This window comes from Variovorax sp. Varisp53, assembly GCF_059491555.1.
In genome coordinates this window covers 6,085,851-6,109,968 of record NZ_CP168512.1, presented here as the reverse complement: position 1 = coordinate 6,109,968, position 24,118 = coordinate 6,085,851, and the positions used below count along the sequence as shown (strand labels likewise).

General features: G+C 68.9%; 18 protein-coding genes. 10 read left to right on the top strand and 8 right to left on the bottom strand.

Going from position 1 to position 24,118, the window contains the following annotated elements:
• Nucleotides 1-66: 66 nt before the first annotated feature.
• The gene (locus ACEOAB_RS28745) at nt 67-1,200 is read right to left on the bottom strand and encodes a PepSY-associated TM helix domain-containing protein (protein WP_495653288.1); all 1,134 of its coding nucleotides are present in this window, start codon (nt 1,198-1,200) and stop codon (nt 67-69) included.
• Nucleotides 1,201-1,331: 131 nt separating this feature from the next.
• Nucleotides 1,332-2,711 (bottom strand): adenylosuccinate lyase, encoded by a 1,380-nt coding sequence (purB, locus tag ACEOAB_RS28740; protein ID WP_413750058.1) that lies wholly within the window; start codon nt 2,709-2,711, stop codon nt 1,332-1,334.
• A 130-nt stretch (nt 2,712-2,841) separates the two neighbouring features.
• Between purB and ACEOAB_RS28735 the strand changes: the two genes are divergently transcribed.
• Entirely contained in the window at nt 2,842-3,453 is a 612-nt protein-coding gene (locus tag ACEOAB_RS28735; RefSeq protein ID WP_413750057.1) for a glutathione S-transferase N-terminal domain-containing protein, read from the top strand.
• Between the two features lie 270 nt (nt 3,454-3,723).
• Here the strand turns inward: ACEOAB_RS28735 and ACEOAB_RS28730 are convergent, their stop codons facing one another.
• On the bottom strand, nt 3,724-4,338 hold the full coding sequence (locus tag ACEOAB_RS28730) for a glutathione peroxidase (RefSeq protein WP_056594410.1): 615 nt from the start codon (nt 4,336-4,338) through the stop codon (nt 3,724-3,726).
• A 128-nt stretch (nt 4,339-4,466) separates the two neighbouring features.
• Here ACEOAB_RS28730 and ACEOAB_RS28725 point away from each other — a divergent pair, with 128 nt between their 5' ends.
• The 3 genes from ACEOAB_RS28725 to ACEOAB_RS28715 all read left to right on the top strand — a co-directional run bounded on the left by ACEOAB_RS28725 (nt 4,467) and on the right by ACEOAB_RS28715 (nt 6,911).
• Nucleotides 4,467-5,324 carry a ferritin family protein gene (locus tag ACEOAB_RS28725; RefSeq protein WP_056593111.1) on the top strand — a complete coding sequence of 286 codons (858 nt, stop codon included), beginning with the start codon at nt 4,467-4,469 and terminating at the stop codon, nt 5,322-5,324.
• Nucleotides 5,325-5,468: 144 nt separating this feature from the next.
• Nucleotides 5,469-6,359, top strand: coding sequence for an RNA polymerase sigma-70 factor (locus ACEOAB_RS28720; protein WP_007828795.1), 891 nt, complete (start codon nt 5,469-5,471; stop codon nt 6,357-6,359).
• A 90-nt stretch (nt 6,360-6,449) separates the two neighbouring features.
• A complete protein-coding gene (locus ACEOAB_RS28715) occupies nt 6,450-6,911 on the top strand; it encodes a carboxymuconolactone decarboxylase family protein (RefSeq protein ID WP_413750056.1) in 462 nt (153 codons plus the stop codon).
• 31 nt (nt 6,912-6,942) lie between these two features.
• Here ACEOAB_RS28715 and ACEOAB_RS28710 read toward each other — a convergent pair whose 3' ends face one another.
• A complete protein-coding gene (locus tag ACEOAB_RS28710) occupies nt 6,943-8,067 on the bottom strand; it encodes a septal ring lytic transglycosylase RlpA family protein (RefSeq protein WP_413750055.1) in 1,125 nt (374 codons plus the stop codon).
• Nucleotides 8,068-8,197: 130 nt separating this feature from the next.
• Nucleotides 8,198-10,993 (bottom strand): bifunctional [glutamate--ammonia ligase]-adenylyl-L-tyrosine phosphorylase/[glutamate--ammonia-ligase] adenylyltransferase, encoded by a 2,796-nt coding sequence (gene glnE / locus ACEOAB_RS28705; RefSeq protein ID WP_042672691.1) that lies wholly within the window; start codon nt 10,991-10,993, stop codon nt 8,198-8,200.
• A 25-nt stretch (nt 10,994-11,018) separates the two neighbouring features.
• On the opposite strand from glnE, the gene ACEOAB_RS28700 reads away from it, so the two are divergent.
• Genes ACEOAB_RS28700 through ACEOAB_RS28685 form a run of 4 tightly spaced genes read left to right on the top strand, consistent with a single transcriptional unit; the run spans nt 11,019 to nt 18,669 of the window.
• Nucleotides 11,019-15,143 carry a YhdP family protein gene (locus tag ACEOAB_RS28700; protein WP_495653287.1) on the top strand — a complete coding sequence of 1,375 codons (4,125 nt, stop codon included), beginning with the start codon at nt 11,019-11,021 and terminating at the stop codon, nt 15,141-15,143.
• Nucleotides 15,140-15,955 carry a carbon-nitrogen hydrolase family protein gene (locus ACEOAB_RS28695; RefSeq protein ID WP_413750991.1) on the top strand — a complete coding sequence of 272 codons (816 nt, stop codon included), beginning with the start codon at nt 15,140-15,142 and terminating at the stop codon, nt 15,953-15,955. The genes ACEOAB_RS28700 and ACEOAB_RS28695 overlap by 4 nt, the downstream gene beginning before the upstream one ends.
• A 2-nt stretch (nt 15,956-15,957) precedes the next feature.
• Nucleotides 15,958-18,000, top strand: coding sequence for a two-component system sensor histidine kinase NtrB (locus ACEOAB_RS28690; protein WP_495653286.1), 2,043 nt, complete (start codon nt 15,958-15,960; stop codon nt 17,998-18,000).
• 42 nt (nt 18,001-18,042) lie between these two features.
• Nucleotides 18,043-18,669, top strand: a complete 627-nt coding sequence (locus tag ACEOAB_RS28685; protein WP_007828807.1) for a response regulator transcription factor — start codon at nt 18,043-18,045, stop codon at nt 18,667-18,669.
• A gap of 127 nt (nt 18,670-18,796) precedes the next feature.
• Here the strand turns inward: ACEOAB_RS28685 and ACEOAB_RS28680 are convergent, their stop codons facing one another.
• From ACEOAB_RS28680 to ACEOAB_RS28670, 3 genes are all read right to left on the bottom strand, one after another.
• Entirely contained in the window at nt 18,797-19,360 is a 564-nt protein-coding gene (locus ACEOAB_RS28680; RefSeq protein ID WP_495653285.1) for an OmpA family protein, read from the bottom strand.
• 84 nt (nt 19,361-19,444) lie between these two features.
• Entirely contained in the window at nt 19,445-20,104 is a 660-nt protein-coding gene (locus ACEOAB_RS28675; RefSeq protein WP_056593085.1) for a YiaD family glycine zipper/OmpA-like lipoprotein, read from the bottom strand.
• A gap of 196 nt (nt 20,105-20,300) precedes the next feature.
• Complete coding sequence (locus ACEOAB_RS28670) at nt 20,301-20,462, bottom strand: hypothetical protein (protein WP_495653284.1); 162 nt, start codon at nt 20,460-20,462, stop codon at nt 20,301-20,303.
• Between ACEOAB_RS28670 and mltA the strand changes: the two genes are divergently transcribed.
• Both mltA and ACEOAB_RS28660 read left to right on the top strand, forming a co-directional pair.
• Nucleotides 20,461-21,609: a murein transglycosylase A gene (gene mltA / locus ACEOAB_RS28665; RefSeq protein WP_056593080.1), complete on the top strand. Its 1,149-nt coding sequence runs from the start codon at nt 20,461-20,463 to the stop codon at nt 21,607-21,609. The genes ACEOAB_RS28670 and mltA overlap by 2 nt on opposite strands.
• Nucleotides 21,610-21,734: 125 nt before the next feature.
• Nucleotides 21,735-24,002: a PhoX family protein gene (locus tag ACEOAB_RS28660; protein ID WP_495653283.1), complete on the top strand. Its 2,268-nt coding sequence runs from the start codon at nt 21,735-21,737 to the stop codon at nt 24,000-24,002.
• Nucleotides 24,003-24,118: the final 116 nt, after the last annotated feature.

Genomic DNA, 24,118 nt, shown 5'->3' with positions numbered 1-24,118 from the left:
CAAGGGAGATTCCTCCTACGGGTTTTCTGATGGTGAAGAAGCAGGTCGTGCGCGGCGTGGAGCCGTTCAGGGCGCCGTCCTGCCCCGGGAAAGCGTGTCGTTGTCGCGGGCGGCGCTCGCCATGGCGCGCCGGCGCCACCACAGCCAGACGCCGCTCAGGCCCAGGCCGCCGAGCGCCAGGCCCAGCAGCGCGGTGAGCGCCTCGTGCAGCGGTCCGCCCAGTTCGCCGGTGTGCAGCGGGTAGATCGCCGCCACCGCGCCGTTGCCCGCGTCGAGGTCCTGCCATTTGCGTGCGGCCAGCACCTCGCCGGTCACCGGGTTCAGCCACACCGAGCCGATGCCGTTCGGATGCGGGTCGTCCGACAGGCGGAAGCGCACACGCATCGGCCGGCTGGTCTTGGCGGGCACCTGTATGAAGCCGATGGGCTGGCCCGGGTACACCTGTCGGGCACGGGTTACGAGCTCGTCCAGCGGGAGGCGCGGGCCATCGGCCGCGCCCTTGGCGATCACCGGCGGCTTCAGCGGCGGCTGCCCCATCGCGCCGGAGATGGCATCGCCCAGCGGCCGCCACGCCATGTACGCGCCCGTGGCCACCGACACCGCGATCAGCAGCCCGAGCACCGCGCCGCCGGTACGGTGCAGATCGAACAGCCCGCGCAGCAGCCCGCGGTTCAGCACGATGCGCAGCGACGGTGGCCAGCGCACCGGCCACCACAGCACGATGCCCGTGACCAGCAGGAACAGGTAGGCCAGCGCGGCGAAGGCGAGCACGCCCTTGCCGGTGTCGTCCAGCAGCAGGCTGCTGTGCAGCTCGAACAGGATGTTGTAGGCGCCCTCGTGCGTGCCGCGCCGCCCCTGCTCGGCGCCGGTGGCGGGGTCGAGGTAGAGCGTGCCTTCCCACTTGCCGCGCACCAGCACCCACAGCGTGTCGGTGGGCTTGCGCGGTGGGCGCAGCGTGAAGTTGGCGTCGGGACCGAACTCGGCCGCAAGGCGCTGGCGCAGGGGCTCCAGCGGAAGCGCGGCCGTGGTGGCATCACCGGCCGAGCGGGCGACGAAGAAGTCGGGATGAGCCTGGCGGTCGAGCGGCAGCGCCACCACCAGCACGGCGCCGAGCAGGGCGGTGAGTGCGAGGATCGGACCGAGCGTGAGGCCGATCCAGCGATGAACCTTGAGCCAGAGACGTCTCAGAGGGGTGCGCATGACCAACAGAGGGGCGGCGGGCCCCTCGGAGAATGTTGTTGGCTGGCGCCCCGCGGGGGCGTTGGCTGGAAAAGATAACCACCGACGCAAAACAGCCGCCTTCAGGCGGCTGTTGCATCGATACAGGAGGCTTAAATTCTACTGGCGAGTTCCGCCGCCTTGCCCACGTAGCTGGCGGGAGTCATGGCCAGCAGGCGGGCCTTTTCCTCCTCCGGAATTGCGAGCGAGCGGATCAGTCCATGCAGCGCCTCGGCCGTCACGGTCTTGCCGCGCGTCACTTCCTTGAGCTGCTCGTAGGCGCCCTGCACACCGAAGCGGCGCATCACGGTCTGGATCGGTTCTGCCAGCACTTCCCACGAGGCGTTGAGGTCTTCGGCCAGCGCTTCCTCGTTGAGTTCGAGCTTGCCCAGGCCCGTGGCCAGGCTTGCATAGGCCAGCGTGGCGTAGCCGAAGGCCACGCCGATGTTGCGCAGCACCGTGCTGTCGGTCAGGTCGCGCTGCCAGCGGCTGATGGGCAGCTTCTCGCTCAGGTGGCGCAGTACTGCGTTGGCCAGGCCCAGGTTGCCTTCGGCGTTCTCGAAGTCGATCGGGTTGACCTTGTGCGGCATCGTCGAGGAGCCGATCTCGCCCTTCTTGAGCCGCTGCTTGAAGTAGCCCAGGCTCACGTAGCCCCAGATGTCGCGCGAGAAGTCGATCAGGATCGTGTTGATGCGCGCGACGGCGTCGAACAGCTCGGCCATGTAGTCGTGCGGTTCGATCTGGATGCTGTACGGCTGGAAGTTCAAGCCCAGGCCCAGCGGCGCGGGCGTTTCGATCACCTTGCGGCTGAAGGCTTCCCAGTCGAACTCGGGCCAGGCGGCCAGGTGGGCGTTGTAGTTGCCGACCGCGCCGTTCATCTTGCCCAGCAGCTGCACCGAGGCGATCTGCGCGCGAGCCTTCGACAGGCGCACCGTCACGTTGGCGATTTCCTTGCCCACCGTGGTCGGGCTGGCGGTCTGGCCGTGCGTGCGCGAGAGCATCGACACGCCGGCGAACTGGTGCGCCATTTCGCGCAGCTTGGTGATCAGGCCGTCGATGGCCGGCAGCACCACCTTGTCGCGCGCGGCCTGGATCTGCAGGGCGTGGCTGGTGTTGTTGATGTCCTCGCTGGTGCAGGCGAAGTGCACGAACTCGGCGGCTGCGAGCAGCTCGGGCCGGGCTTCAAACTTGGACTTGATCCAGTATTCGACCGCCTTCACGTCGTGGTTGGTGGTTTTCTCGATTTCCTTGATGGCCAGTGCGTCGGCCTCGGAAAAGTGGGACACGAGGCCCAGCAGGTATTTGCGGGCGCCGCCCGTGAGGGGCTTGAATTCGGCGAAGCCGCAGTCGGACAGCGCAATGAACCACGCCACCTCGACTTGCACGCGGCGGTGCATATAGCCCTGCTCGCTCATCAGCGGGCGCAGTGCCGCGAGTTTGGCCGCATAGCGGCCGTCAAGGGGGGAGAGGGCGGAGACGGTGGAAAAGCTCATGCCCGAATTTTAGGCGGCCGCCGGTCCGTGGGGTGGTCCCGACAGATTGGGGCCGATTCGGGGCTCTGGTTTCCTCGTTCACCTAAAATGACTCCCCAACAAACGTCATTCAAGCAGGGAGAGAGTCTTCATGAAACTGATCGGATCCGCCGCCAGCCCTTATGTGCGCAAGGTGCGCGTGGTGCTGGCGGAGAAGCGGCTCGATTACCAGTTCGTGCTCGAGGACGTCTGGGCCGCCGACACCACGATCTCCCATTCCAACCCGCTCGGCAAGGTTCCCTGCCTGATCATGGAAGGCGGCGAGGCGATGTTCGACTCCCGCGTGATCGTCGAATACCTGGACACCCTCTCGCCGGTCGGCAAGCTGATTCCCCAGCAGGGCCGGGAGCGCGCCGAGGTCAAGACCTGGGAGGCGCTGGCCGATGGTGTCATGGACGCCGGCGTGCTCTGGCGCCTGGAGGCCACCTGGGCCGGGCGCAGCGACGGCGAGCGCAGCGCAGCCTGGATCGAGCGCCAGCGCAACAAGGTAGAGGGCGGCATTGCCGCGATGGCCAAGGGCCTGGGCGACAAGCCCTTCTGCAGCGGCATCCACCTGAGCCTGTCGGACATCGCGGTGGGCTGCACGCTGGGCTGGCTGGACCTGCGCTTTCCCGATATCGACTGGCGGGGGGAGCACGGCAACCTGGCCAAGCTGTACGACAAGCTGATGCTGCGGCCCAGCTTCATCGACACCAAACCCTGAAAAAGGCGCCGCGAGGCGCCTTTTCAACGTCTGCGGCTGGTAGACAAAAATGCTGCGAGGCGCCCCGACGCGAAGGAGGGAGGGAGGGAGGAGGAGAAGAATCGCCTCGGGATTTCGACCGAACGGCAAGCGCCCGGAAGACCTCGCAACATGAAAACGGGTGGGCAATCACTGCCCACGCGATTTAGGAGCGCGGCATCTGCTGCACGGTTCCCGCTCGTTTGGTAAACGTTTGTGTCTCCAAAGTCACCATGACCGGCCGTGTCGGTGTCAGTTGGGGCCGAGCTGCTTCTCGATGACGTTCACGAAGCCGTTTTCATCGGGCGCCGTCATGCTCGACCACGCCTGTACGACCTTGCCGTCGCGCCCGATCAGGTATTTGTAGAAATTCCACTTCGGCGTGGTGCCCGAGGCCTGCGCGAGCTGCTTGAACAGCGGATTGGCGTCAGTGCCGCGCACCGACGACTTGGCGAACATCGGGAATTTCACCCCGAAAGTGCTTTCGCAGAAGTCGGCAATCTCCTTGTTGGAGCCCGATTCCTGGGCGAAGTCATTCGACGGGAAGCCCAGCACCACGAGCCCGCGCGAGCGGTATTTCATGTCCAGCGACTCCAGCCCCTTGTATTGCGGGGTGAAACCGCAGAAGCTGGCCGTATTGACCACCAGAACCACCTTGCCGGAATACTGGCACAAAGACTGGGGTTTTTCATCCTGCAGCCTTGGGAAGGTGTGTTGCAGGATTGCAGGGCATCCTGCGGCCTCTGCCGGAGCGGGGGCCGCATAGGCTGTCTGGGCGTGGGCCGGCAGCATCGAAAAGAGGCCCGCCACGAGGGAAACCGCGGGGGCGCATCGCCAGAGCGTCGACAATAAGAAAAGGGTTCGCATCGCGGGATCCTGGTTCAAAAAGGAGATGTGCATCCGTGCCGCAACGGCGCGTATAGCCGCATCATCGCGCGTCTGTCATGGTCGCGCCAAACGGGCCGACTAAAATCGGCGGCCATAGAAAGACATTGATGCTCTATCCGGAACTCTTCAGACAACTCGAATCCGTCCGTTGGGACATGGACAAGGACATTCCCTGGCAGTCGTTCGACGCTTCCTTGCTGTCGGAAGAGCAGGCCCAGACCATCAAGATGAATGCCATCACCGAGTGGGCGGCGTTGCCGGCCACCGAGATGTTCCTGCGCGACAACCGCCACGATAGCGACTTTTCCGCTTTCATGTCGATCTGGTTCTTCGAGGAGCAGAAGCATTCGCTGGTGCTCATGGAATACCTGAAGCGCTTCAGCCCCAAGCACGCGCCCACCGAGCAGGAACTGCACGAAGTGCGCTTCGACTTCGACCCGGCCCCGCCGCTCGAAACCCTCATGCTGCATTTCTGCGGCGAAATCCGCCTCAACCACTGGTACCGCCGCGCCGCCCAGTGGCACACCGAGCCGGTCATCAAGCACATCTACACCACGCTGAGCCAGGACGAAGCCCGCCACGGCGGCGCCTACCTTCGCTACATGAAGCGCGCGATGGAGAAGTTCGGCGACGAGGCCCGTGCCGCCTTCACCAAGGTCGGCGTGCTGATGGCCAGCGCGCGCCGCACCGCGCAGGCGCTGCATCCGACGAACCTGCACGTCAACAAGGCGCTGTTCCCGAACGACACCATCCAGAGCCGCATGCCCGACCCGGACTGGCTGGAGCACTGGCTCGACAAGCAGATCAAGTTCGACGCCGTCTGGGAAACCAAGGTCGGCGAACGCATCTTGCACAACCTGAGCCTGCTGATGAACCGCAGCTTCAAGACCGTGCAGGAGCTGAATCGCTACCGCAAGGAAATCACGGCCACCCTCGGCCCCAAGCCTGAATACCAAGGCGCGTAGCTGTTGTTCGCCCCTAGGCTGCGCGCACTTCGTGTCGCTTCGCCAGCCCCCTGCCGGGGGCGGGCGTGCGCGGCGGCCCTGGCGGAAATGCCGCCCACTCTTTAGGGGTTGTCACAAACCTCGGCTGTCATCCGTCTTATGGCCATGGACGACCCGACCCTCACCTTCGACAGCCACCGCGGCCGCCTGCAGGGCATCGCCTACCGCATGCTCGGCTCCATGGCCGAGGCCGAAGAGGTCGTGCAGGACGCATGGCTGCGCTGGCACGAAGCCGACAAGGCCAGCTTCGACAGCGCCGAAGCCTGGCTCGTGACCGTCGTCACCCGCCTGTCGATCGACCGGCTGCGCGCCGCCAAGGTCCAGCGCGAGCACTACATCGGCGCCTGGATGCCCGAGCCCGTGCTGACCGATGCGCCTGAAAGCCCCGAACAGCTGCTCGAGCGCGCCGACAACATCTCCGTCGCCTTCCTCGCCGTGCTGGAGCGCCTCGCGCCCGAGGCCCGCGCCGCCTTCCTGCTGCGCGAAGTGTTCGACGCCGACTACGACGAAATCGCCCGCACGCTCGGCAAGAGCGAGGCCGCCTGCCGCCAGCTCGTGCACCGCGCCAAGGCGCAGGTGCAGGAGGGGCGCCCGCGCTTCAGCGTGCCGCGCGAAACGCACCAGCGCCTGCTGCGCGCCTTCGCCGACGCTGCCGCGCGCGGCAGCCTGCAGGACCTGAAGGCGCTGATGGCCGAGGACGTCGAACTCATCGGCGACGGCGGCGGCAAGGTGCAGAGCTTCAGCAAGATCCTGCGCGGCAGCCAGCGCCTGGCGCAGCTCTACTTCGCGCTCTGGCGCCGCCTGGGGCCGGCGGTGCGCATGGAGCTGGTCGAAATCAACGGCGAGCCCGGGCTGCTGCGCTTCGTCGACGGCGCACTCGAATCGGCCCAGACCTTCGAGATCGAGGACGAGCGGATCGTGCGCATCCGCGCACAGCGCAACCCGGACAAGCTGGCGCACATCGCACGCCTGTATTTTTCTTCGCCGAAAGAATAATTTCGCGCGGTGTGTCACAAGGCGCTCGGCCGGCACGTCTTCAGGGGGTAGGCAGATTCGTTTCAACCCACTCACTGGAGTCAGAGCACCATGAACAGCACCCCCCGTCTCAACTGGTACAAGACCGTCCCCAAGGCCTTCCAGGCCATGCTCGGCGTGAACGGCGCCTACGAGGCCACCACGCTCGGCAAGACGCTGCTCGACCTGGTCTACGCCCGCGTCTCGCAGATCAACGGCTGCGCCTATTGCCTCGACATGCACGTGCGCGACCTGCGCCAGCAGGGCGAAGACTGGCAGCGCATCAACAGCCTCGCGACCTGGCGCGAAGTGAGCTTCTTCAACGAGCGCGAGCGCGCCGCCTTCGCCTGGGCCGAAACGCTGACGCGCCTGTCCGAACACCATGGCGGCCGCGACGCCGAGTTCGAGGCGCTGCAGGCGCATTTCAGCGAAGTCGAGATCGCCGAGCTTTCCGTCGCCATCGCGCAGATCAATGCCTGGAACCGCATGGGCGTCGGCATGCGCATGCCGGTGGCCGTCAAGGCCATGCCCTGAGCCGTCGCCGAGGCGGCCTCGGGGGCCGCGCTCAGCGGCGCTCCACCACCATCGGCGAGATGCGCAGGCTCTCGCGCAGCTGCGTGACCGCCTCGCCGGCCGCATTGCGCGAGGTGAAGGGACCGGCCTGCAGCCGGTGCGTGCCAGCCTCGCTGAAAACCCGCAGCTGCGATGCCAGCGAAGGCACGCCGCGGGACGCCTGGTTCTGCAGGCTCTCGGCACCTTCGCGCTCACGGAACGCACCGAGCTGGACCCAGAAGCCCGGCAGGGCGGTGGATGGTGCGGGCGCTCCTGCCGGCAGCGGCGGCGGTGAAGGTGCGGCCTGCAGCGGCGCGAGGTCGTTCACCACGATGGCCTGGCGCGGCGGCGTGGAAGGCGGCCACTGTGCCGATTCGGTTTCGGCGCCGGACGGATTGGCCGTCGCCATCGGTGTCTGCGGCGCGACCGGCATCGTCGACGCGGACGGCGGCATGTCGTTGTCCGCCGCGGCTATCGGCGCCACCCATTCGGCCGGCACCCGCACTTGCTGCGCGCTCGCCACACGTGCCGCCGGTACCCGCGCGAAGACGGGCACGGGGGCGGGCGCCGCGGCATAGGCCGTGCCGGCGTCGCGCCGCCACGCGCCGGTGCGGATGTCCTCGTTCGTGATGCGCTCGATCTCCACCGGCGCCACGCCGCGCAGCAGGTCGAGCTTCAGCGCGGCCGTGTAGCTCAGGTCGATGACGCGACCGTCCACGAAGGGCCCGCGGTCGTTCACGCGCACGATCACCTCGCGCCCGTTGGCCGGGTTGCGCACGCGCACGTAGCTCGGCAGCGGCAGTGTCTTGTGCGCGGCCGTCATGGCGTACATGTCGTAGGGCTCGCCGCTCGAGGTGGATGCCGCATGGAACTTGCGGCCGTACCAGGAGGCCAGCCCCGATTCGCGAAAGGGCCGGTCGTCGGTGATCGGCTGGTAGCCGCGGCCCAGCACGGTGTACGGCTTGCTGGTGCCGCCGCTGGCACGGATGGATTCGATGCGGGGCTCGGCGTCGGGCACGCTGGCGAGGTCCGGCGGAATGTTCGTGCCTGGCCCGTCGCGGCCGCCGGCAACGCCGCCGCCGCTGCGCGGACCGCTGGCGCAGCCCGCAAGAAGGATGGCGATTGCGACTGCACACACTGCCGCAGCTTCTCGATACGGTTCGCGCCAGAAACACCGCGGAACCGGCTTTGCCGGGCCGCCGGTGTTGCCCCCTGCAAGGGGGGAGGCGAAGCGACACGAAGTGCGCGAAGCCTGGGGGTGAGCCAAGTCAGCCAAATACGGCCTTCCATAGCGCCAGCATCGCGTCGCGCTCGGCGGCCAGTGCGGGCGGTGTGACCTGGGTCGGCTCTTCGTTCAGGCGCGCGCGATGCTGCACGCGGCGCAGCTCGCGATAGGCCCGTGCCGCATTGCGGCCCACGCCTTCAGGCAGCAGCCCCGCGAGCTCGGCGCGCAGCAGCAGTGCGATGTTGCCCACGTTCGGAATCAGCTCGGGGTGCTCGCCCGACGACGACAGCACCAGGAACTGCACCGCGAATTCGGCGTCGACCATACCGCCGGGGCTGTGCTTCACGTCGAACCGGTCGGCTTTCACGGGCCGCGCGCCACGCAGCTTGTCGCGCATGGCGATGATCTCGGCCTTCAGCGCCTCGCGGTCGCGCGGCGACACCAGCACGGCCTCGCGCACCTGGTCGAAACGCGCGCCCAGTTCGGCGCCGTGGTCCTCGCTGCCGAGCACGAAGCGCGCGCGCGTCATGGCCTGGTGTTCCCAGGTCCACGCGGTATTGCTGCCGCGGCCGAGCTGGTACTTTTCGTAGGCTTCGAAGCTGGTGGTCAGCAGGCCCGAGTTGCCGTTGGGCCGCAGGGCGGTATCGATCTCGAACAGGTCGCCCTCGCGCGTCTTCACCGTGAGCCAGTTGATGAGCTTGCGCACGTAGGCGGCGTAGACCTCGCCGGCGCGCTCGTCGTCGTCGTCATAGACGAACACGATGTCGAGGTCGCTGCCGTAGCCCAGTTCCTTCCCGCCCAGCTTGCCGTAGCCGATGATCGCGAACTGCGGCACCTCGCGGTGCCGGTTGCGCACGTGCGGCCAGCACCAGTGGGCGGTCACGCGCAAGGTGGTGTCGGCCAATGCGCTCAGGTCGTCGGCGACCTGCTCGACCGTGATGCGGCCATCGACGTCGCGTGCCAGCGTGCGGAACACCTCGGCGTGGTGGGCGTGGCGCAGCAGGTTCAGCAGGCGCTCTTCGTCGGCTTCGCCGGTGCGGGTGAGCGAGGCGTGGCGCGCCTCGAGCTCGCGCTCGAACTCGGCGGCCACGAAGCGGCCCGACAACATTTCGTCGCTCGCCAGCTCGTCGATCACGCCCGGGTGCTGCATCAGGTAGCGCGCGGGCCACTTCGCGGCGCCGAGCAGGCGCAGCAGGCGTTGCTGCACGGCCGGGCGTTCGACCAGCAGCGCGAGGTAGCTCTCGCGGCGCAGCAGCGGTTCGATCCAGTCGGCCCAGCGCAAGGCCGCATCGACGTGGCGCGGCGTTTGTCCGGGGCCGTCGCCATCGGGCTCCTTGAGCCATTGGCCGGTGCGCTGCACCAGCTGGCGCAGCCGCCCGCGCGTCTCCTCGCGCAGGGCGAGCACGCGCGGCGTTTCGCACCAGTCGCGGATGCGGTCGGCGAAGGCGGCCGGCAGATCGTCGAGCAGATCGGCGAGATCGGCCGGCGCGGCGGAGGCCTTCTTGCCATTGCACTTGCCGTTGCAGGGCTTCTCGCCGCCGAGCAGCTTGTCGAACTCCTGCGCGACGAACTCGCGGTGCGTGTCGAGCTGCTCGAGGAAGGCGCAGCAGTCGTAGCCCATGGTCTGGGCAATCCAGCGCAGGTCGTCGTCGGACACCGGCAGCGCGTGGGTCTGCTGGTCGTCGAGGTACTGGATGCGGTGCTCCACGCGGCGCAGGAACTCGTAGGCCGCGGCCAGCGCGTCGGCGGTTTCCTGCGGCATGAGGTTGGCGCGCGCGAGGCGCTGCAGCGCATCGAGCGTGGGCCGCGTGCGCAGTTCGGGGAATTGGCCGCCGCGCACCACCTGCAGCAGCTGCACGGTGAACTCGATCTCGCGGATGCCGCCGCGCGACAGCTTCACGTCGTTGGCGCGCTCGGGCCGCCCGGCGCTGCGGCGCGCCGACTGCTCGCGGATCTGCCGGTGCAGCACGCGCAGCGAATCGAACACGCTGTAGTCGAGGTAGCGCCGGAACACGAAGGGCAGCACCGCACCGCGCAGCCCCTGGGCCTGGCCCGCGAGCACGATGTCGCGCGGCGCCACCACCCGGCTCTTCATCCAGGCGAAGCGCTCCCATTCGCGGCCCTGCACCTGGAAATATTCTTCGAGCGCATCGAGCGAGACCACGCTCGGGCCCGAATTGCCGTTGGGCCGCAGCGCCAGGTCGACGCGGAACACGAAGCCGTGCTCGGTGGTGTCGCCCACCAGCGCGTAGATGCGCTTCACGGCCCGCCCGAAGTATTCCTGGTTCGACAGCCGGCCGCGGCCGTCGGCATCGCCGGCGGTTTCGCCGTCGACGTCGTAGAGGTAGATCAGGTCGATGTCGCTCGACACGTTGAGCTCGCGCGCGCCGAGCTTGCCCATGCCGACGATCCACAGCTGCGAGCGCTGGCCCTCGGGGCCGAGCGGGGCGCCGTGCGCGGTGTCGAGTTCGTGGCAGGCGTCCTGGCACGCAATATCGAGTGCCAACTCGGCCAGTTCGGTGACGGCGGTGGTCACCACGGCCAGCGGCGCCTGTTCGTCGCAGTCGAGCGTCACGAGCCGCTCCATCACGAGCTGCCGCACAATCCGCAGTGCATCGCCGACGTTGTCCCCACGCCGGCGCAATGCCTCGTAAGCCACCATCATCGACTCGCGCCGCGGCGCACCAGGGGGAAGCAATGAAAGCTCGGCCGCATACCTGCGACGCAGGCGCTGCACGAAGCGTGAGTAAGAAGATGACGCGGCCTGCGTCGAAGTGTCTGGCAAGTGGTTCACACTGATGCTGGTTTCCGTGGAACCCCTCTGAATGCTGGCGGTCATAATTCCCGACACAGCGCGATCCTCAATGAACGACACGGCGTCTTCCCCTTCACGTCTGCTCAAATTAACCGCTGTGACAGCGCGCTGGCTGCTGAGTCTGTTGATCGCTGCATGGCTTCTGCTGGCGCTGTCAGTCGTTGTCCTACACGCGTGGATTGTGCCGCGAATCGGCGATTTCCGCGGTGCACTGGAGGCACAGGCTAGCAAGGCGATCGGCGTGCCGGTCCTGATCGGATCGATCACCGCCCGCTCCGAAGGGCTTTTCCCGGCTTTCGAATTGCGCGACGTGGTGCTGCTCGACGCCGGCAAGCGCGAGGCCCTGCGCCTCGTGCGCGTGGTGGCCAGCGTGTCGCCGCGCTCGCTCTGGAGGCTCAACTTCGAGCAGCTCTACATCGAGGGTCCGCAACTCGACGTGCGGCGCGACACTCAGGGAAAACTCCATGTGGCCGGTTTGCACATGGCGACTGACACGAGCGGGGAAACCCGCGGCGCCGACTGGTTTTTTGCCCAGCGCGAACTGGTCATCGAAGGCGGCACCGTGCGCTGGACCGACGAGCAGCGCCAGGCCGAACCCCTGCTGCTGACGGACGTGCGCTTCGTCGCGCGCAACAGCGCCCGGCGCCACGGGCTGCGGCTCGACGCCACGCCGCCGGCCGGCTGGGGCCAGCGCTTCACCCTGCGCGGCCAGTTCCGCCAGCCGCTGCTGTCCATCCGCAGCGGCCACTGGCAGACCTGGGATGGCCAGCTCTATGCCGACCTGCCCTACATCGACGTGACCCGGCTCGGCCAGTACGTGTCGCTCGACGCCCGCATCCGCGAAGGCAACGGCGCGCTGCGCGTGTGGGCCGACGTGGACGACGGCCAGGTCGTCGGCGGCGCGGCCGACCTGGGGCTCGACAAGGTCGACGTATCGCTCGCCAAGGGCCTGCAGCCGCTGGTGCTGCGCGCCGTCACCGGCCGCCTCGCGGGGCAGCTCACCGAGGAGACGCTGGAGTTCTCGACCACCGCGCTGCAGTTCGACACCAGCGACGGCCTGCGCTGGCCCGGCGGCAACCTGCGGCTGCAGCACACGCCGGGCAAGGGCCGCACGCCCGAGCACGGCGCGCTGCGTGCCGACCGCCTCGACCTGGCCGCGCTGGCCCTCATCGCCGACCGGCTGCCGCTGGGCGATGCCACGCACCGCATGCTCGACGCCTACGCGCCGCGCGGCCTCGTCGAGCGCGTCGACCTGAACTGGCAGGGCCCGCTGGGCGCGCCCAGCCGCTACCAGGCCAAGGGCCGCGTCAGCGGCCTGCGCATCGCCTCGCAGCCCGGCAGGCTGGATGCGGCGGCCACACCGCCCAAGACCCGTCCCGGCACCCCCGGCCTGAGCGGCGCCGCGGTCGACTTCGACGCCTCCCACACCGGCGGCACCGCCACGCTCGCCATCGCACAGGGCACGCTCGAATTCCCGGGCGTGTTCGAAGAGCCGGTCATTCCCATCGACCGGCTCTCGGCGCAGCTGCAATGGAAGCTCGACAACGGCAACGCGCAGCTGCAGCTGTCGAAGCTGCGCTTCGCCAACGCCGACGCCGAGGGCGATGCCGAAGCCACCTGGCGCACCAGCGACCCGGCCGTCTCCAGCGGCCACGGACGCTTTCCCGGCGTGCTCGACCTGCAGGGCAAGCTGACCCGCGCCGACGGCACGCGCGTGTTCCGCTACCTGCCGCTCGACATTCCCCAGCACACGCGCGACTACGTGCGCAACGCCGTCACCAAGGGCGTCGCCAGCAGCGTCGACTTCCGCGTGCGCGGCGACCTGCACGACATGCCTTTCATGGACCCGAAGCAGGGCGACTTCCGCATCGCCGCCAAGGTGGCCGACGTCAACTACGCCTACGTGCCGCCGTCCTCCGCGCCGCTGCGCAACGGCACGCCCGCCCCGGTGTGGCCGCCGCTCACCGGCCTGTCGGGCGAGCTCGTGTTCGAGCGCGCCGGCATGCTGGTGCGCAATGCGCGCGGCCGGATCGTCGGTGCACCCGGTGTCGAGATCACGAAGGCCGAGGCGCAGATCGCCGACATGTCGCACCATGCCTCGATGCTGCGCGTCGATGCGCAGGCCAAGGGGCCGCTCGGCGAGGTGCTGCGCGCGGGCGCGCCGCTGGCCGGCGAAACCGGCGAGATCATGCGGACCGCGCGCGCCACCGGTTCGGCCGACTACAAGCTGCACCTCGAACTGCCCCTGGCGGCCATGGAAAACGCCAAGGTGCAGGCCACGGTGGCGCTGGCCGACAACGAGCTGCAAGTCGTGCCCGAGGCGCCTTCGCTCACGCAGGTCAAGGGCACGCTCAGCTTCACCGAAACCGGCTTTTCGCTGGCCGGCGTGCAGGCCAGGCTGCTCGGCGGCGACATCCGCGTCGAAGGCCGCGGCCGCTTCACCGGCCCGAATCGCGAGGTGGCCCTGAAGGCGCAGGGCACGGCCACGGCCGAGGGCCTGCGCGGCGCGCGCGAGGTCGACTGGCTCGCCCGCCTCGCGAAGAAGGCGACTGGCAGCACGCCCTATGCGGCCACTTTCTCGATGCGCGACGGCACGCCCGAGTTCTCGCTCACCAGCAGCCTGCAGGGCCTGGCGCTGCAGCTGCCGCCGCCGCTCGTGAAGACGGCCGAAGAGCAGATGCCGCTGCGCATCGAGAAGAAGGTGCTCGCGCGCGAAACCACGAAACAGGGCGCCATCGTGGCCACGCAGGACCAGCTCTCGCTCGACCTCGGCCGCGTCGGCGCCGTCCAGTACGTGCGCGATCTCGTCGGCAACGAGGCGCGCGTGTTGCGCGGCAGCATCGGCGTCGGCCTCGCGGCCGGCGAGACGGCCAGCCTGCCCGACAAGGGCGTGTTCGCGAACGTCAACGTCGCCAAGCTCGACATGGCGGCATGGCAGGCGCTGCTCGGCGAGGCGACCGGCACCGGCACCGAGACGGCGGAGCGCGCCGACGATCCCTCGCAGGCCTACCTGCCCACGCGCATCGCGGTGCGCGCGCAGCAGCTCGGCATCGCGGGCCGCACGCTGCACAACGTGGTGCTCGGCGGTACGCGCGACGGCGCCGTCTGGCGCGCCAACATCGACGCCACCGAACTCAGCGGCTATGCCGAATACCGCCACGCGCAGGCCGGGCGCCTCCATGCGCGGCTCGCGCGGCTGAAGATCGCACCGGCCGAGGCTACGCAGGTCGAGACCCTGCTCGACGAGCAGCCCGGCACCCTGCCGGCGCTCGACATCGTGATCGACGATTTCGAGCTGCTCGGCAAGCGCCTGGGCCGCGCCGAGATCGACGCGGTCAACCGCGGGGGCGCGAGCCGCGAATGGGCGCTCAACAAGCTGACCTTCACCATGCCCGAGGCCAGCTTCGCGGCCAAGGGCAGCTGGGCGGCGGTGCCCGGTGCCGCGGCCGGCCAGCGCCGCACCGCCATGACGTTCAAGCTCGACATCAGCGATGCCGGCGACCTGCTCACGCGCTTCGGCATGCCGGGCGTGCTGCTGCGCGGCCGCGGGCGGATCGAGGGCGACGTCAACTGGCGCGGTTCGCCGTTCTCGCTCGACTACCCGAGCCTGGGCGGGCAGCTGCAGGTCGACGTGGAGCAGGGCCAGTTCCTCAAGGCCGACCCGGGCCTGGCCAAGCTGCTCGGCGTGCTGAGCCTGCAGGCGCTGCCGCGCCGGCTCACGCTCGACTTCCGCGACGTCTTCAGCCAGGGCTTCGCCTTCGACTTCATTCGCGGCGACGCGAAGATCAACAAGGGCATCGCCAGCACCAACAACCTGCAGATGAAGGGCGTCAACGCTGCCGCCCTGATGGACGGCTCGGCCGACATCGTGCGCGAGACGCAGAACCTGCGCGTGGTGGTGGTGCCCGAGATCAATGCGGGCACGGCCGCGCTCGTGGCCACCGCCATCAACCCGGCCATCGGCCTGGGCACCTTCCTCGCCCAATGGGTATTGAGCAAGCCGCTGGCGGCGGCCGCCACGCAGGAGTTCCACATCGAAGGCACCTGGGCCGACCCCAAAATAGCGAAGGTGCCGCGCACGCTGCAACTGCTGCCCCAGAGCATTCCGGCCATCCCCGGCCTGCCGGGTTCGCCGGCCGCGAACGAAGGCAAGAAAACGGAGACCACGCAATGAAAGTCGCAGCCATCCAGATGGTGTCGGCCATCGCCCGCGAAACCAACCTCGCGCGCGCCCACAGCCTGCTCGCGCAGGCGGCCGCGGCCGGCGCCGAGCTGGCGGTGCTGCCCGAGTATTTCTGCATGATGGGCGCACGCGACACCGACAAGCTGGGCCTGCGCGAGACCGCCGGCGCAGGCGCGGTGCAGGGCTTCCTGGCCGACGCGGCGCGCGAGTTCGGCCTGTGGATCGTCGGCGGCACGCTGCCCATCGAGAGCACCGACGCCGAGCACGTGTTCAACAGCTCGCTGGCCTTCTCGCCCGAGGGGCGGTGCGTGGCGCGCTACGACAAGATCCATCTGTTCTTCTTCGACAACGGCACCGAGCGCTACGACGAGCGCCGCGTCATCGCGCCCGGCACGCAGCCCGTGGTGTTCGACCTGCCCTCGCGCGACGGCCACAGCTGGCGCGTGGGCATGAGTGTGTGCTACGACCTGCGCTTTCCCGAGCTCTACCGCGCGCTCGCGAAACAGGGCGCCGACCTGCTGCTGGTGCCCAGCGCCTTCACGCGCACTACCGGCGCCGCCCACTGGGAGGTGCTGCTGCGCGCCCGCGCCGTCGAGAACCTGGCCTGGGTGGTCGCCCCCGCACAGGGCGGCACGCACGAGAACGGCCGCCGGACCTGGGGCCAGTCGCTGATCGTCGACCCCTGGGGCGCGGTGGTGGCGCAGCAGGCCAGCGAAGAGGGCGTGGTGCTGTTCGACATCGATGCCGCAAGGGTCGAGAGCACGCGCGCGCAGCTGCCCGTGCTCTCGCACTCCGTGATCTAGCGATGTCTGATGCGCTGCTGACCGTCGCACCGCAGCGGTGGGCGCTGCTGGCGTTCGCACGGCTGCGCTCGCTGTGGCAGCGCTGGTTCCTGTGGCTGCTGATGGCGGTGCTGGTGTCGGTATTGCTGGTGACGGTGGTGTGGCTCGCTGGCCGGCACGAGGTCGAGCAGGTGCAGGCCGCGCTCGACCGCGACACCGCCGACGCCGTCTCCGACCTGCGCAGCGGCTTCCAGCGCAATGCGCAGAGCCTGCGCGCCACGCAGGCCCCGGGCGCCGACCGCACACAATGGCCCACGGCCGCGGCCGCGCTGCTGCGCGAGCACCGCGAATGGCTGCGGCTCGAATGGCGCGATGCCGCCATGCGCACGCAGCAGGCCGTCAACACGCCCTACCGCATGCGCCTCCTCGACGAGGAGAGCCGCGGCCCCGAGCAGTCCGACGTGACGCTGGCCTGCGCCGCCGCGCGCAAGCTCGGCGCGCCGGCCTATTCGCCGAGCCACTACGTGCCGATCGCCGGTGGCGGCGGCATCGAGGTGATGGAGCTGTGCCTGCCGATCGATGGCGGCGGCTACCTCGTGGCGAGCTACTCGCTGCGCGATGCGCTGATCGAGCTGGTCGGTTCCACGCTCACGCGCGGCCAGGAAGTGGCATTCACCGAGGCCGACGGCACGCGGCTGGTGGCGCTCGGCAGTTCGCGGCGCGTCGGTACGCGGGTGTTCACCTCGCAGCAGCTGATCGACCTGCCGGGCGCCGCGCTGATGCTGCGCGTCGACGGCTGGCGCGCCGCGCCCGACCTGTTCCCGAACATGCTCACCGCGCTGGTCACTGCGATCTCGATCGCGCTGGTGTCGGTGCTGGTGCTGCTCGCGCGCGACACGCGCCGCCGCCTGCGCGCCGAGCGCGACCTGGCCGACGCGCTGGCCTTCCGCAAGGCGATGGAAGACTCGGTCATCACCGGCCTGCGCGCGCGCGACCTGCAGGGCCGCATCACCTACGTGAACCCGGCCTTCTGCGAGATGGTCGGCTTCAGCCCCGAGGAGCTCATGGCGGACAGCGCCGACGCACCCTATTGGCCGACCGAACTGGCACACGAGTACCAGCAGCGGCAGGCGCGGCGCCTTGCCGGCGGCATGCCGCCGCGCGAAGGCTTCGAGTCGGTCTTCATGCGCAAGGACGGCACGCGCTTTCCGGTGCTGATCTTCGAGGCGCCGCTCATCAACGCGCACAAGGTGCAGACCGGCTGGATGAGCGCGTTCATCGACGTGAGCGAGCAGCGCCGCATCGAGGAGCTCTCGCGCGCCAGCCAGGAGCGGCTGCAGGCCAGCGCACGGCTGGCGACCGTCGGCGAGATGGCGTCGTTGCTGAGCCACGAACTCACGCAGCCGCTGGCCGCCATCGCCAGCTATGCGAGTGGCTCGCTCAACCTGCTCGGCCCGCATGCGAAGGGCGACCAGGGCGAAGTTGCGATGGCGGTGAAGCGCATCGCCGAGCAGGCCGACCGCGCGGGCCAGGTCATTCGCAGCGTGCACGACTTCGTTCGCCGGCGCGACCGCACGCGCGAGGCCGTCGCGCCGCAGGCGCTGATCGACGCGGTGCTGCCCCTGGTGCGGCTGCAGGCGCGCAAGCTCGGCGTGACCATCGAGGTGGTGCTCGAAGACCGCCTGCCGGCGGCCATGTGCGACCGCACGCTGGTCGAGCAGGTGCTGCTGAACCTGGCACGCAATGCGATGCAGGCCATGGACGGCCCCGACAACGTCGGCAGCCGCGTGCTGCGGCTGCGCGTGGCGCGCGCCGTCGCGGTGGGTGGCACGGTGCAGGAAGACGGGCGGCGCTGGCTCGAGTTCTCGGTGGCCGACCTGGGCAGCGGCATCGGCGAGGACGTGGCCGAGCGGCTCTTCACCCCCTTCTTCACCACGCGCGCCGACGGCATGGGGCTCGGCCTGAGCCTGTGCCGCACGGTGGTGGAGCAGCACGGCGGGGCGCTGGTGTTCGAGCCGAACAAGCCGCGCGGCACCGTATTCCGTTTCACGCTGCCGGCCGCTTGACGGCGCCCTTCAGACAATCAATCTTCTGCTGGATCTCATGACATGCAACCACTGATCGACGGCTTGATCTTCATCGTGGACGACGACGCCAGCGTGCGCGAGGCGCTGGCCTGGCTGCTGCGCTCGCGCCGCCTGGCCAGCGAGCATTTCGGCAGTGCCGAGGCGTTCGAGCAGTTCCTCGACCAAGGCCCGCTGCCGGCGCAGCCACTGTGCCTGCTGCTGGACGTGCGCATGCCCGGCACCAGCGGGCTGGTGCTGTTCGACCGGCTGGCCGAGCGCGGCCTGCTGCCAGCGATGCCGGTGATCTTCCTGACCGGCCACGCCGACGTGCCGACGGCCGTCGATGCGGTGAAGCGCGGCGCTTTCGATTTCTGCGAGAAGCCGTTCTCGGACAATGCGCTCGTCGACCGCATCGAGCATGCGTTGAGTGCGTCGCTGCAGGCGCTGGAAGTGCAGCGCCTGCGCCGTGGGCTGAGCGAGCGCATCGCCGAGCTGACCGATCGCGAGCGCGACGTGATGCGGCTCGTGGTCGAGGGCCTGCCGAACAAGCTGATCGCCGACCAGCTCGCGATCAGCGTGCGCACGGTGGAAGTCCACCGCGCGCGCGTGTTCGAAAAAATGGAAGTGAAGTCAGCCGTAGAACTAGCCAACCGCCTCAGAGATCTTTAACGGCGGCTTTAACGGCGGCGCCCGGCCTCTTCTAAGCGAACACCGCGGAACCGGCTTTGCCGGGCCGCAGGTGTTGCCCCCTGAAAGGGGGTTGGCGAAGCGACACGAAGTGCGCGAAGACTGGGGGTCAGGCTTTCTCGGCGACGAAGATCTCGACGCGACGGTTCTGTGCGCGGCCGGCGGCCGTGCCGTTGTCCGCCAGCGGCTCGCGCGAGCCGCGGCCGTCGGTCGTGATGGCCGTGGTCGACACGCCGCGGCTCACGAGGTGGTTGCGCACGCTGTCGGCGCGGCTCACCGAGAGGCGCTCGTTGCCTTCCTCGCTGCCGACGCTGTCGGTGTGGCCGACCACGCGGACGCTGGCGGCGGTGGCGTTTTTCAGGCCTTCGGCCACCTTGTCGAGCACCTGCGCGAGGTTGCGCTTGACGTTGGCGCGGCCGGAGTCGAACGACAGCTCGTTCGGGATCACCACGTGCAGCTGGTTGTCGGCGGTCTGCTCGATCACCGCGCCCGTGCCCTTGGTGGAGGTTTCGAGATCAGTCTTCAACGCGGCCAGGCGGGCCGTCCAGCTGTTGGCTGGCGCGGCCGTTGCGGCGGCCGGCGCGGCGGTGGCCGGCGGCTGCGACTGCGAAGCGCAGCCCGCGATGAAAAGCAACGCGGCCGCGGCCGCACTCGAAACAACGAACTTCCTCATGAGATTCCCTCTTAATGGACCAATGGAACGGTAGTGGCGGGAACCGGCCTTTCAGCGCGGCCGGTTTCCCCATGCGGTGAACGCTCAGCCTCGCGGCCCGCGCTCACCCATGTAGATTTCGACGCGGCGGTTCTGCGCCCGGCCTGCGTCGCTGTTGTTGTCGGCAATGGGCTCGTGCGAACCGCGGCCTTCGATGCGGAAGATCGCCGCGTTCACGCCGTGCGCCACGAGGTAGTCGCGCGTGCTGGCCGCGCGTTCGACCGACAGCGGGTTGTTGACGGCGTCCGAGCCGGTGCTGTCGGTGTGGCCGATGATGCGCACCTCGGCGTTCGGGTTGTTGCGCAGGCCGTTGGCGAACTGGTCGAGCACCGGCGCGAAGTTCGGCTTGATGTTGGCGCGGCCCACGTCGAAGGACACGTCGCTCGGAATCTGCAGCTTCAGCTCGTTGTTGGGCGTCTGGGTCACGGCGACACCGGTGCCCTGCGTGGCGGCTTCCATCTGGCGCTTCTGGTTTTCCATGCGCTGCGACCACAGGTAGCCGCCGAGCGCGCCGGCGGCCGCGCCGACCACGGCGCCCGTGCCGATGGCACCGCGGTTGCCGCCGGTGGCCGAGCCAATGGCGGCGCCGCCCAGTGCACCGATGCCGGCGCCGATGCCGGTGTTGCGCTGGGTGTCGGTCATGCCTCCGGCGCAGCCGGACAGGATGAGCGCGGTGGCGGTGGTTGCGAGGACGAACTTTTTCATGGCAATCCCTTTCTAGGTTGAATCAGGCGGGCCACAGCTTAGCTTCCGGGAGTACGCGATGGTACGGGCTCCAAGCCCTCCCGAAAACAAGAAAAGTGTCGCCGTTGCGCATGAATGCTGCGATGATTGCTACTAAAGTAATAGCGATGGGGTGATTGTCCGACACGGCTGCGCGGCGCGGGACTGCGCAAGCAATTCACGTTTCCGGCGGCGGGTTCCCGTTGGGGGCGTCGCGGCTGGCTTCGGGTTGGTCGTCGTCGTGCAATTCACCCTTGTTGCGGCCGGAAAACATGGTCCACCAGATGATCAAGATGAACACGAGTCCCGCGGCGAGGGCTTCAAGCAGAATCAAACCCATGAGAAATGGACTCCAGTGGCTGGTCGGGCTTGTGATCGTAGCAACGCTCGCCGCCTGTTCCACCGGCCCGCGCACGCCCGAGGCCCCCGCCCGCCCCTCCGCCACCCCGCCGCGCGACCTCGGTCCGCTCACCGGCTCGCTCGCGCATCCCAAGAGCCGCTGGGTGCCGGTCGGCTGGACGGAACTGCCGGGCTTCGGCGAAGACCCGCTGCACGAGGCGTGGATCGCGCTGCTGGCGAACTGCGTGCGACCCAACGCCGCCTTCGCGCCGCTGTGCCGCGACGTGCGCCAGCTGACCATCGCCACGCCCGAAGAGCAGCGCCAGTGGATGACCGAGCGGCTGCAGCCCTACCGCGTCGAGGCGCTGAACGGCCAGACCGAAGGCAAGCTCACCAGCTACTACGAGCCGGTGTACGAAGCCTCGCGCGTGCCCACCGCCACCTTCAACGTGCCGATCTACCAGGCCCCGGACGGCCTGGTGCCGCGCCGCCCCTGGTACACGCGCCAGGAGATCGAGACCCTGCCCGAAGCGCAGGCCGCGCTGCGCGGCCGCGAGATCGCGTGGATGGCCGACCCCATCGACGCGCTGATGCTGCACATCCAGGGATCGGGGCGCCTGCGCATCACCGAGGCCAACGGATACCAGCACACCGTGCGAATGGCCTTCTCGGCCACCAATGAGCAGCCTTACCGCAGCGTGCAGCAATGGCTGATCAGCCAGGGCGTGACCAAGGTCGGCAAGTGGCCTGACGACACCAAGGCCTGGGCCGCGCAGAACCCGCAGCGCGTGTCGCAACTGATGTGGAGCAATCCGCGCTACGTGTTCTTCCGTGAAGAGACGATGAGCGAGGTCGACGCCGCCTTCGGCCCGCGCGGCGCGCAAGGCGTGCCGCTCACGGCCGGCCGCTCCATCGCGGTCGACCGCGAGAGCATCCCGTACGGCACGCCGGTGTGGCTGGCGTCCAGCGGGCCGGCGGCGCAGCTGCAGAAACTGGTGGTGGCGCAGGATACCGGCAGCGCCATCCTCGGCGCGGTGCGCGCCGACTACTTCGCGGGCACCGGCGCCGATGCGGGCCGCCTCGCGGCGAGCATGAACCAGCCGCTGCGCCTGTGGGCGCTGTGGCCGAGGCAGTCGCCCGCTCCCTGAGCAGGGCACGGCACTTGGTAGATCAATTCAACCTGACGGGAGGCTGAGGGTTTCATTGAGCCGTCATACGAAGTGCCTAACTTCACGGGCTGGTTTCCTCCAATCCACGAAGAAAGACATTGCGCATGACCGCAAATACCCGCACCGACGATCCCTCGGTCGACCTCGACGACATCGGCACCAACCCCACGTCGAACCCCTCGTTCACCGACCTGATCGCCTCGCGCCTGAGCCGCCGCCACCTGTTCGGCCTGGGCGTCGGCACCGCCGGCACGGCACTGCTGCAGGCGTGCGGCGGTGGCGGCGGCGGAGGTGCCGGCTTCCCGGTCCTGCCTCCGGCGCCGGCCCCCGCACCGCCCGCACCTGCACCCGCGCCCGCGCCCGCGCCGGGGCCTGCGCCGGCCACCCCGATGAAGCTCGGCTTCAACGCCGTCGCCAAGAGCCTCGCCGACGTCGTGACAGTGCCTGCCGGCTACACCGCGAGCGTGCTGTATCGCCTGGGCGACCCGATCGCCGCGGGCGTCGCTGCCTACAAGAACGACGGCACCGACGACGCGACCACCTACGACCGCCGCGCCGGTGACCACCACGACGGCATGACCTTCTTCGGCATGAACGCGTCGAACAAGTGGGACGCTGCCAGCGCCTCGCGCGGCCTGCTCGCGATGAACCATGAAGCCATCACGTCGCTGTTCCTGCACCCCACCGGGCAGACCATCACCGGCAGCGGCAACGCGGCCGTCCGTACCGTCTCCGACGAAGTGCTGCGCGAGTTCTACCTGCACGGCGTGAGCGTGATCGAGGTCAACAAGAACGGCAGTGCCTGGAGCTACAAGCAGGATTCGAGCTTCAACCGCCGCGTGCACACGTTGACGGAAATGCAGTTCTCGGGCCCGGCCGCGAAAACCGACTACCTGAAGACCAAGTACTCGACCGACGGCAGCAAGACCCGCGGCACGCTCAACAACTGCGCCAACGGCACCACGCCCTGGGGCACCTACCTGACCTGCGAAGAGAACTGGGCCGGCTACTTCCGCCGCATCGCCGCGACCGACAACCCCAGCCGCAGCGCCAAGGAAATCGCCTCGTTCACCCGCTACGGCGTTGCCGGCACCGGCCGCGAACTCTGGGCCACCGTCACGCCCGACACGGCCGACAGCATCTACGGCCGCTGGAACACCCAGGTGGTCGGCGCCACCGCCACCGACGACTTCCGCAACGGCGCCCACACCTACGGCTGGGTGGTCGAGATCGATCCGTTCAACCCGTCCAGCACCCCGAAGAAGCGCACCGCCCTCGGCCGCTTCGGCCACGAAGGCGCCTGCCTCGGCCCGGTCGTGGCCGGCAAGCCGCTGGTCTGGTACATGGGCGACGACTCGCAGAACGAATACCTCTACAAGTTCGTCTCCACCAAGGGCTGGGACGCGGCCGATGTCGGCGGCGGCATGGCTGCCGGCGACAAGTACATGGACGACGGCAAGCTCTACGTGGCCAAGTTCAATGCCGACGGCACCGGCAACTGGCTGGAGCTTTCGCTCGGCGTGAACGGCATCACCTCCGGCAACGCGGCCTACCCCTTCGCCGACGCCGCCGACGTGGTGGTCAATGCCCGCCTCGCGGCCGACGTGGCCGGCGCGACGAAGATGGACCGCCCCGAGTGGACGGCCGTCAATCCGAAGAACGGCGAGGTGTACCTCACCCTCACCAACAACGCCGCGCGCACCATCGCCAACACCGACGCCGCCAATCCACGCTACTACAACGACCCCAAGGGCACGGCCCAGACGGCGCAGAAGGGCAACCCGAACGGCCACGTCATCCGCTTCGCCGATGCCGGCGGCAACCCGGCGGCCACCACCTTCAACTGGGACGTCTACCTGTTCGGCGCCCGCTCCACGGCGTCGGCCGACATCAACCTGTCCAACCTCGTGGCCGACAACGACTTCTCCAGCCCCGACGGCATGTGGTTCAGCCAGGCCTCCCCCGGCCTGCTGTGGCTCGAGACCGACGACGGCAAGTACACCGACGTGACCAACTGCATGCTGCTCGGCGCCCTGCCGGGCAAGGTGGGCGACGGTGCGGCGAAGACCATCACCAACGTCGATGGCGCCACCACCGCCACGCAGGCCACCTTCGTCGGCAAGGCACCGGGCACCGACGGCCTGCGCCGCTTCCTCGTCGGGCCGGTGGACTGCGAAATCACCGGCATCGCCGAATCGGGCGACGGCCGTGCGCTGTTCGTGAACATCCAGCACCCGGGCGAGAACACGGCCAAGGCCGACATCGGCGATCCGTCGAAGTACCTCAGCCACTGGCCGCAGGGCGGCACCGCGCGCCCGCGCTCGGCGACGCTGGTGATCACCAAGGACGACGGCGGCCTGATCGGCCTCTGAGCGACCACGATCGACTCCCCGCCCCTTCGGGAAACACCGAGGAACCGGCTTTGCCGGGCCTCCGGTGTTGCCCCCGGCGAGGGGGAAGGCGAAGCGACACGAAGTGCGCGAAGCCT

Coding starts and splice junctions, on each gene's coding strand:
- ACEOAB_RS28745 (WP_495653288.1), bottom strand. CDS start 1,200: ATGCGCACCCCTCTGAGACGTCTCTGGCTCAAGGTTCATCGCTGGATC.
- purB (WP_413750058.1), bottom strand. CDS start 2,711: ATGAGCTTTTCCACCGTCTCCGCCCTCTCCCCCCTTGACGGCCGCTAT.
- ACEOAB_RS28735 (WP_413750057.1), top strand. CDS start 2,842: ATGAAACTGATCGGATCCGCCGCCAGCCCTTATGTGCGCAAGGTGCGC.
- ACEOAB_RS28730 (WP_056594410.1), bottom strand. CDS start 4,338: ATGCGAACCCTTTTCTTATTGTCGACGCTCTGGCGATGCGCCCCCGCG.
- ACEOAB_RS28725 (WP_056593111.1), top strand. CDS start 4,467: ATGCTCTATCCGGAACTCTTCAGACAACTCGAATCCGTCCGTTGGGAC.
- ACEOAB_RS28720 (WP_007828795.1), top strand. CDS start 5,469: ATGGACGACCCGACCCTCACCTTCGACAGCCACCGCGGCCGCCTGCAG.
- ACEOAB_RS28715 (WP_413750056.1), top strand. CDS start 6,450: ATGAACAGCACCCCCCGTCTCAACTGGTACAAGACCGTCCCCAAGGCC.
- glnE (WP_042672691.1), bottom strand. CDS start 10,993: ATGACCGCCAGCATTCAGAGGGGTTCCACGGAAACCAGCATCAGTGTG.
- ACEOAB_RS28700 (WP_495653287.1), top strand. CDS start 11,019: ATGAACGACACGGCGTCTTCCCCTTCACGTCTGCTCAAATTAACCGCT.
- ACEOAB_RS28695 (WP_413750991.1), top strand. CDS start 15,140: ATGAAAGTCGCAGCCATCCAGATGGTGTCGGCCATCGCCCGCGAAACC.
- ACEOAB_RS28690 (WP_495653286.1), top strand. CDS start 15,958: ATGTCTGATGCGCTGCTGACCGTCGCACCGCAGCGGTGGGCGCTGCTG.
- ACEOAB_RS28685 (WP_007828807.1), top strand. CDS start 18,043: ATGCAACCACTGATCGACGGCTTGATCTTCATCGTGGACGACGACGCC.
- ACEOAB_RS28680 (WP_495653285.1), bottom strand. CDS start 19,360: ATGAGGAAGTTCGTTGTTTCGAGTGCGGCCGCGGCCGCGTTGCTTTTC.
- ACEOAB_RS28675 (WP_056593085.1), bottom strand. CDS start 20,104: ATGAAAAAGTTCGTCCTCGCAACCACCGCCACCGCGCTCATCCTGTCC.
- mltA (WP_056593080.1), top strand. CDS start 20,461: ATGAGAAATGGACTCCAGTGGCTGGTCGGGCTTGTGATCGTAGCAACG.
- ACEOAB_RS28670 (WP_495653284.1), bottom strand. CDS start 20,462: ATGGGTTTGATTCTGCTTGAAGCCCTCGCCGCGGGACTCGTGTTCATC.
- ACEOAB_RS28660 (WP_495653283.1), top strand. CDS start 21,735: ATGACCGCAAATACCCGCACCGACGATCCCTCGGTCGACCTCGACGAC.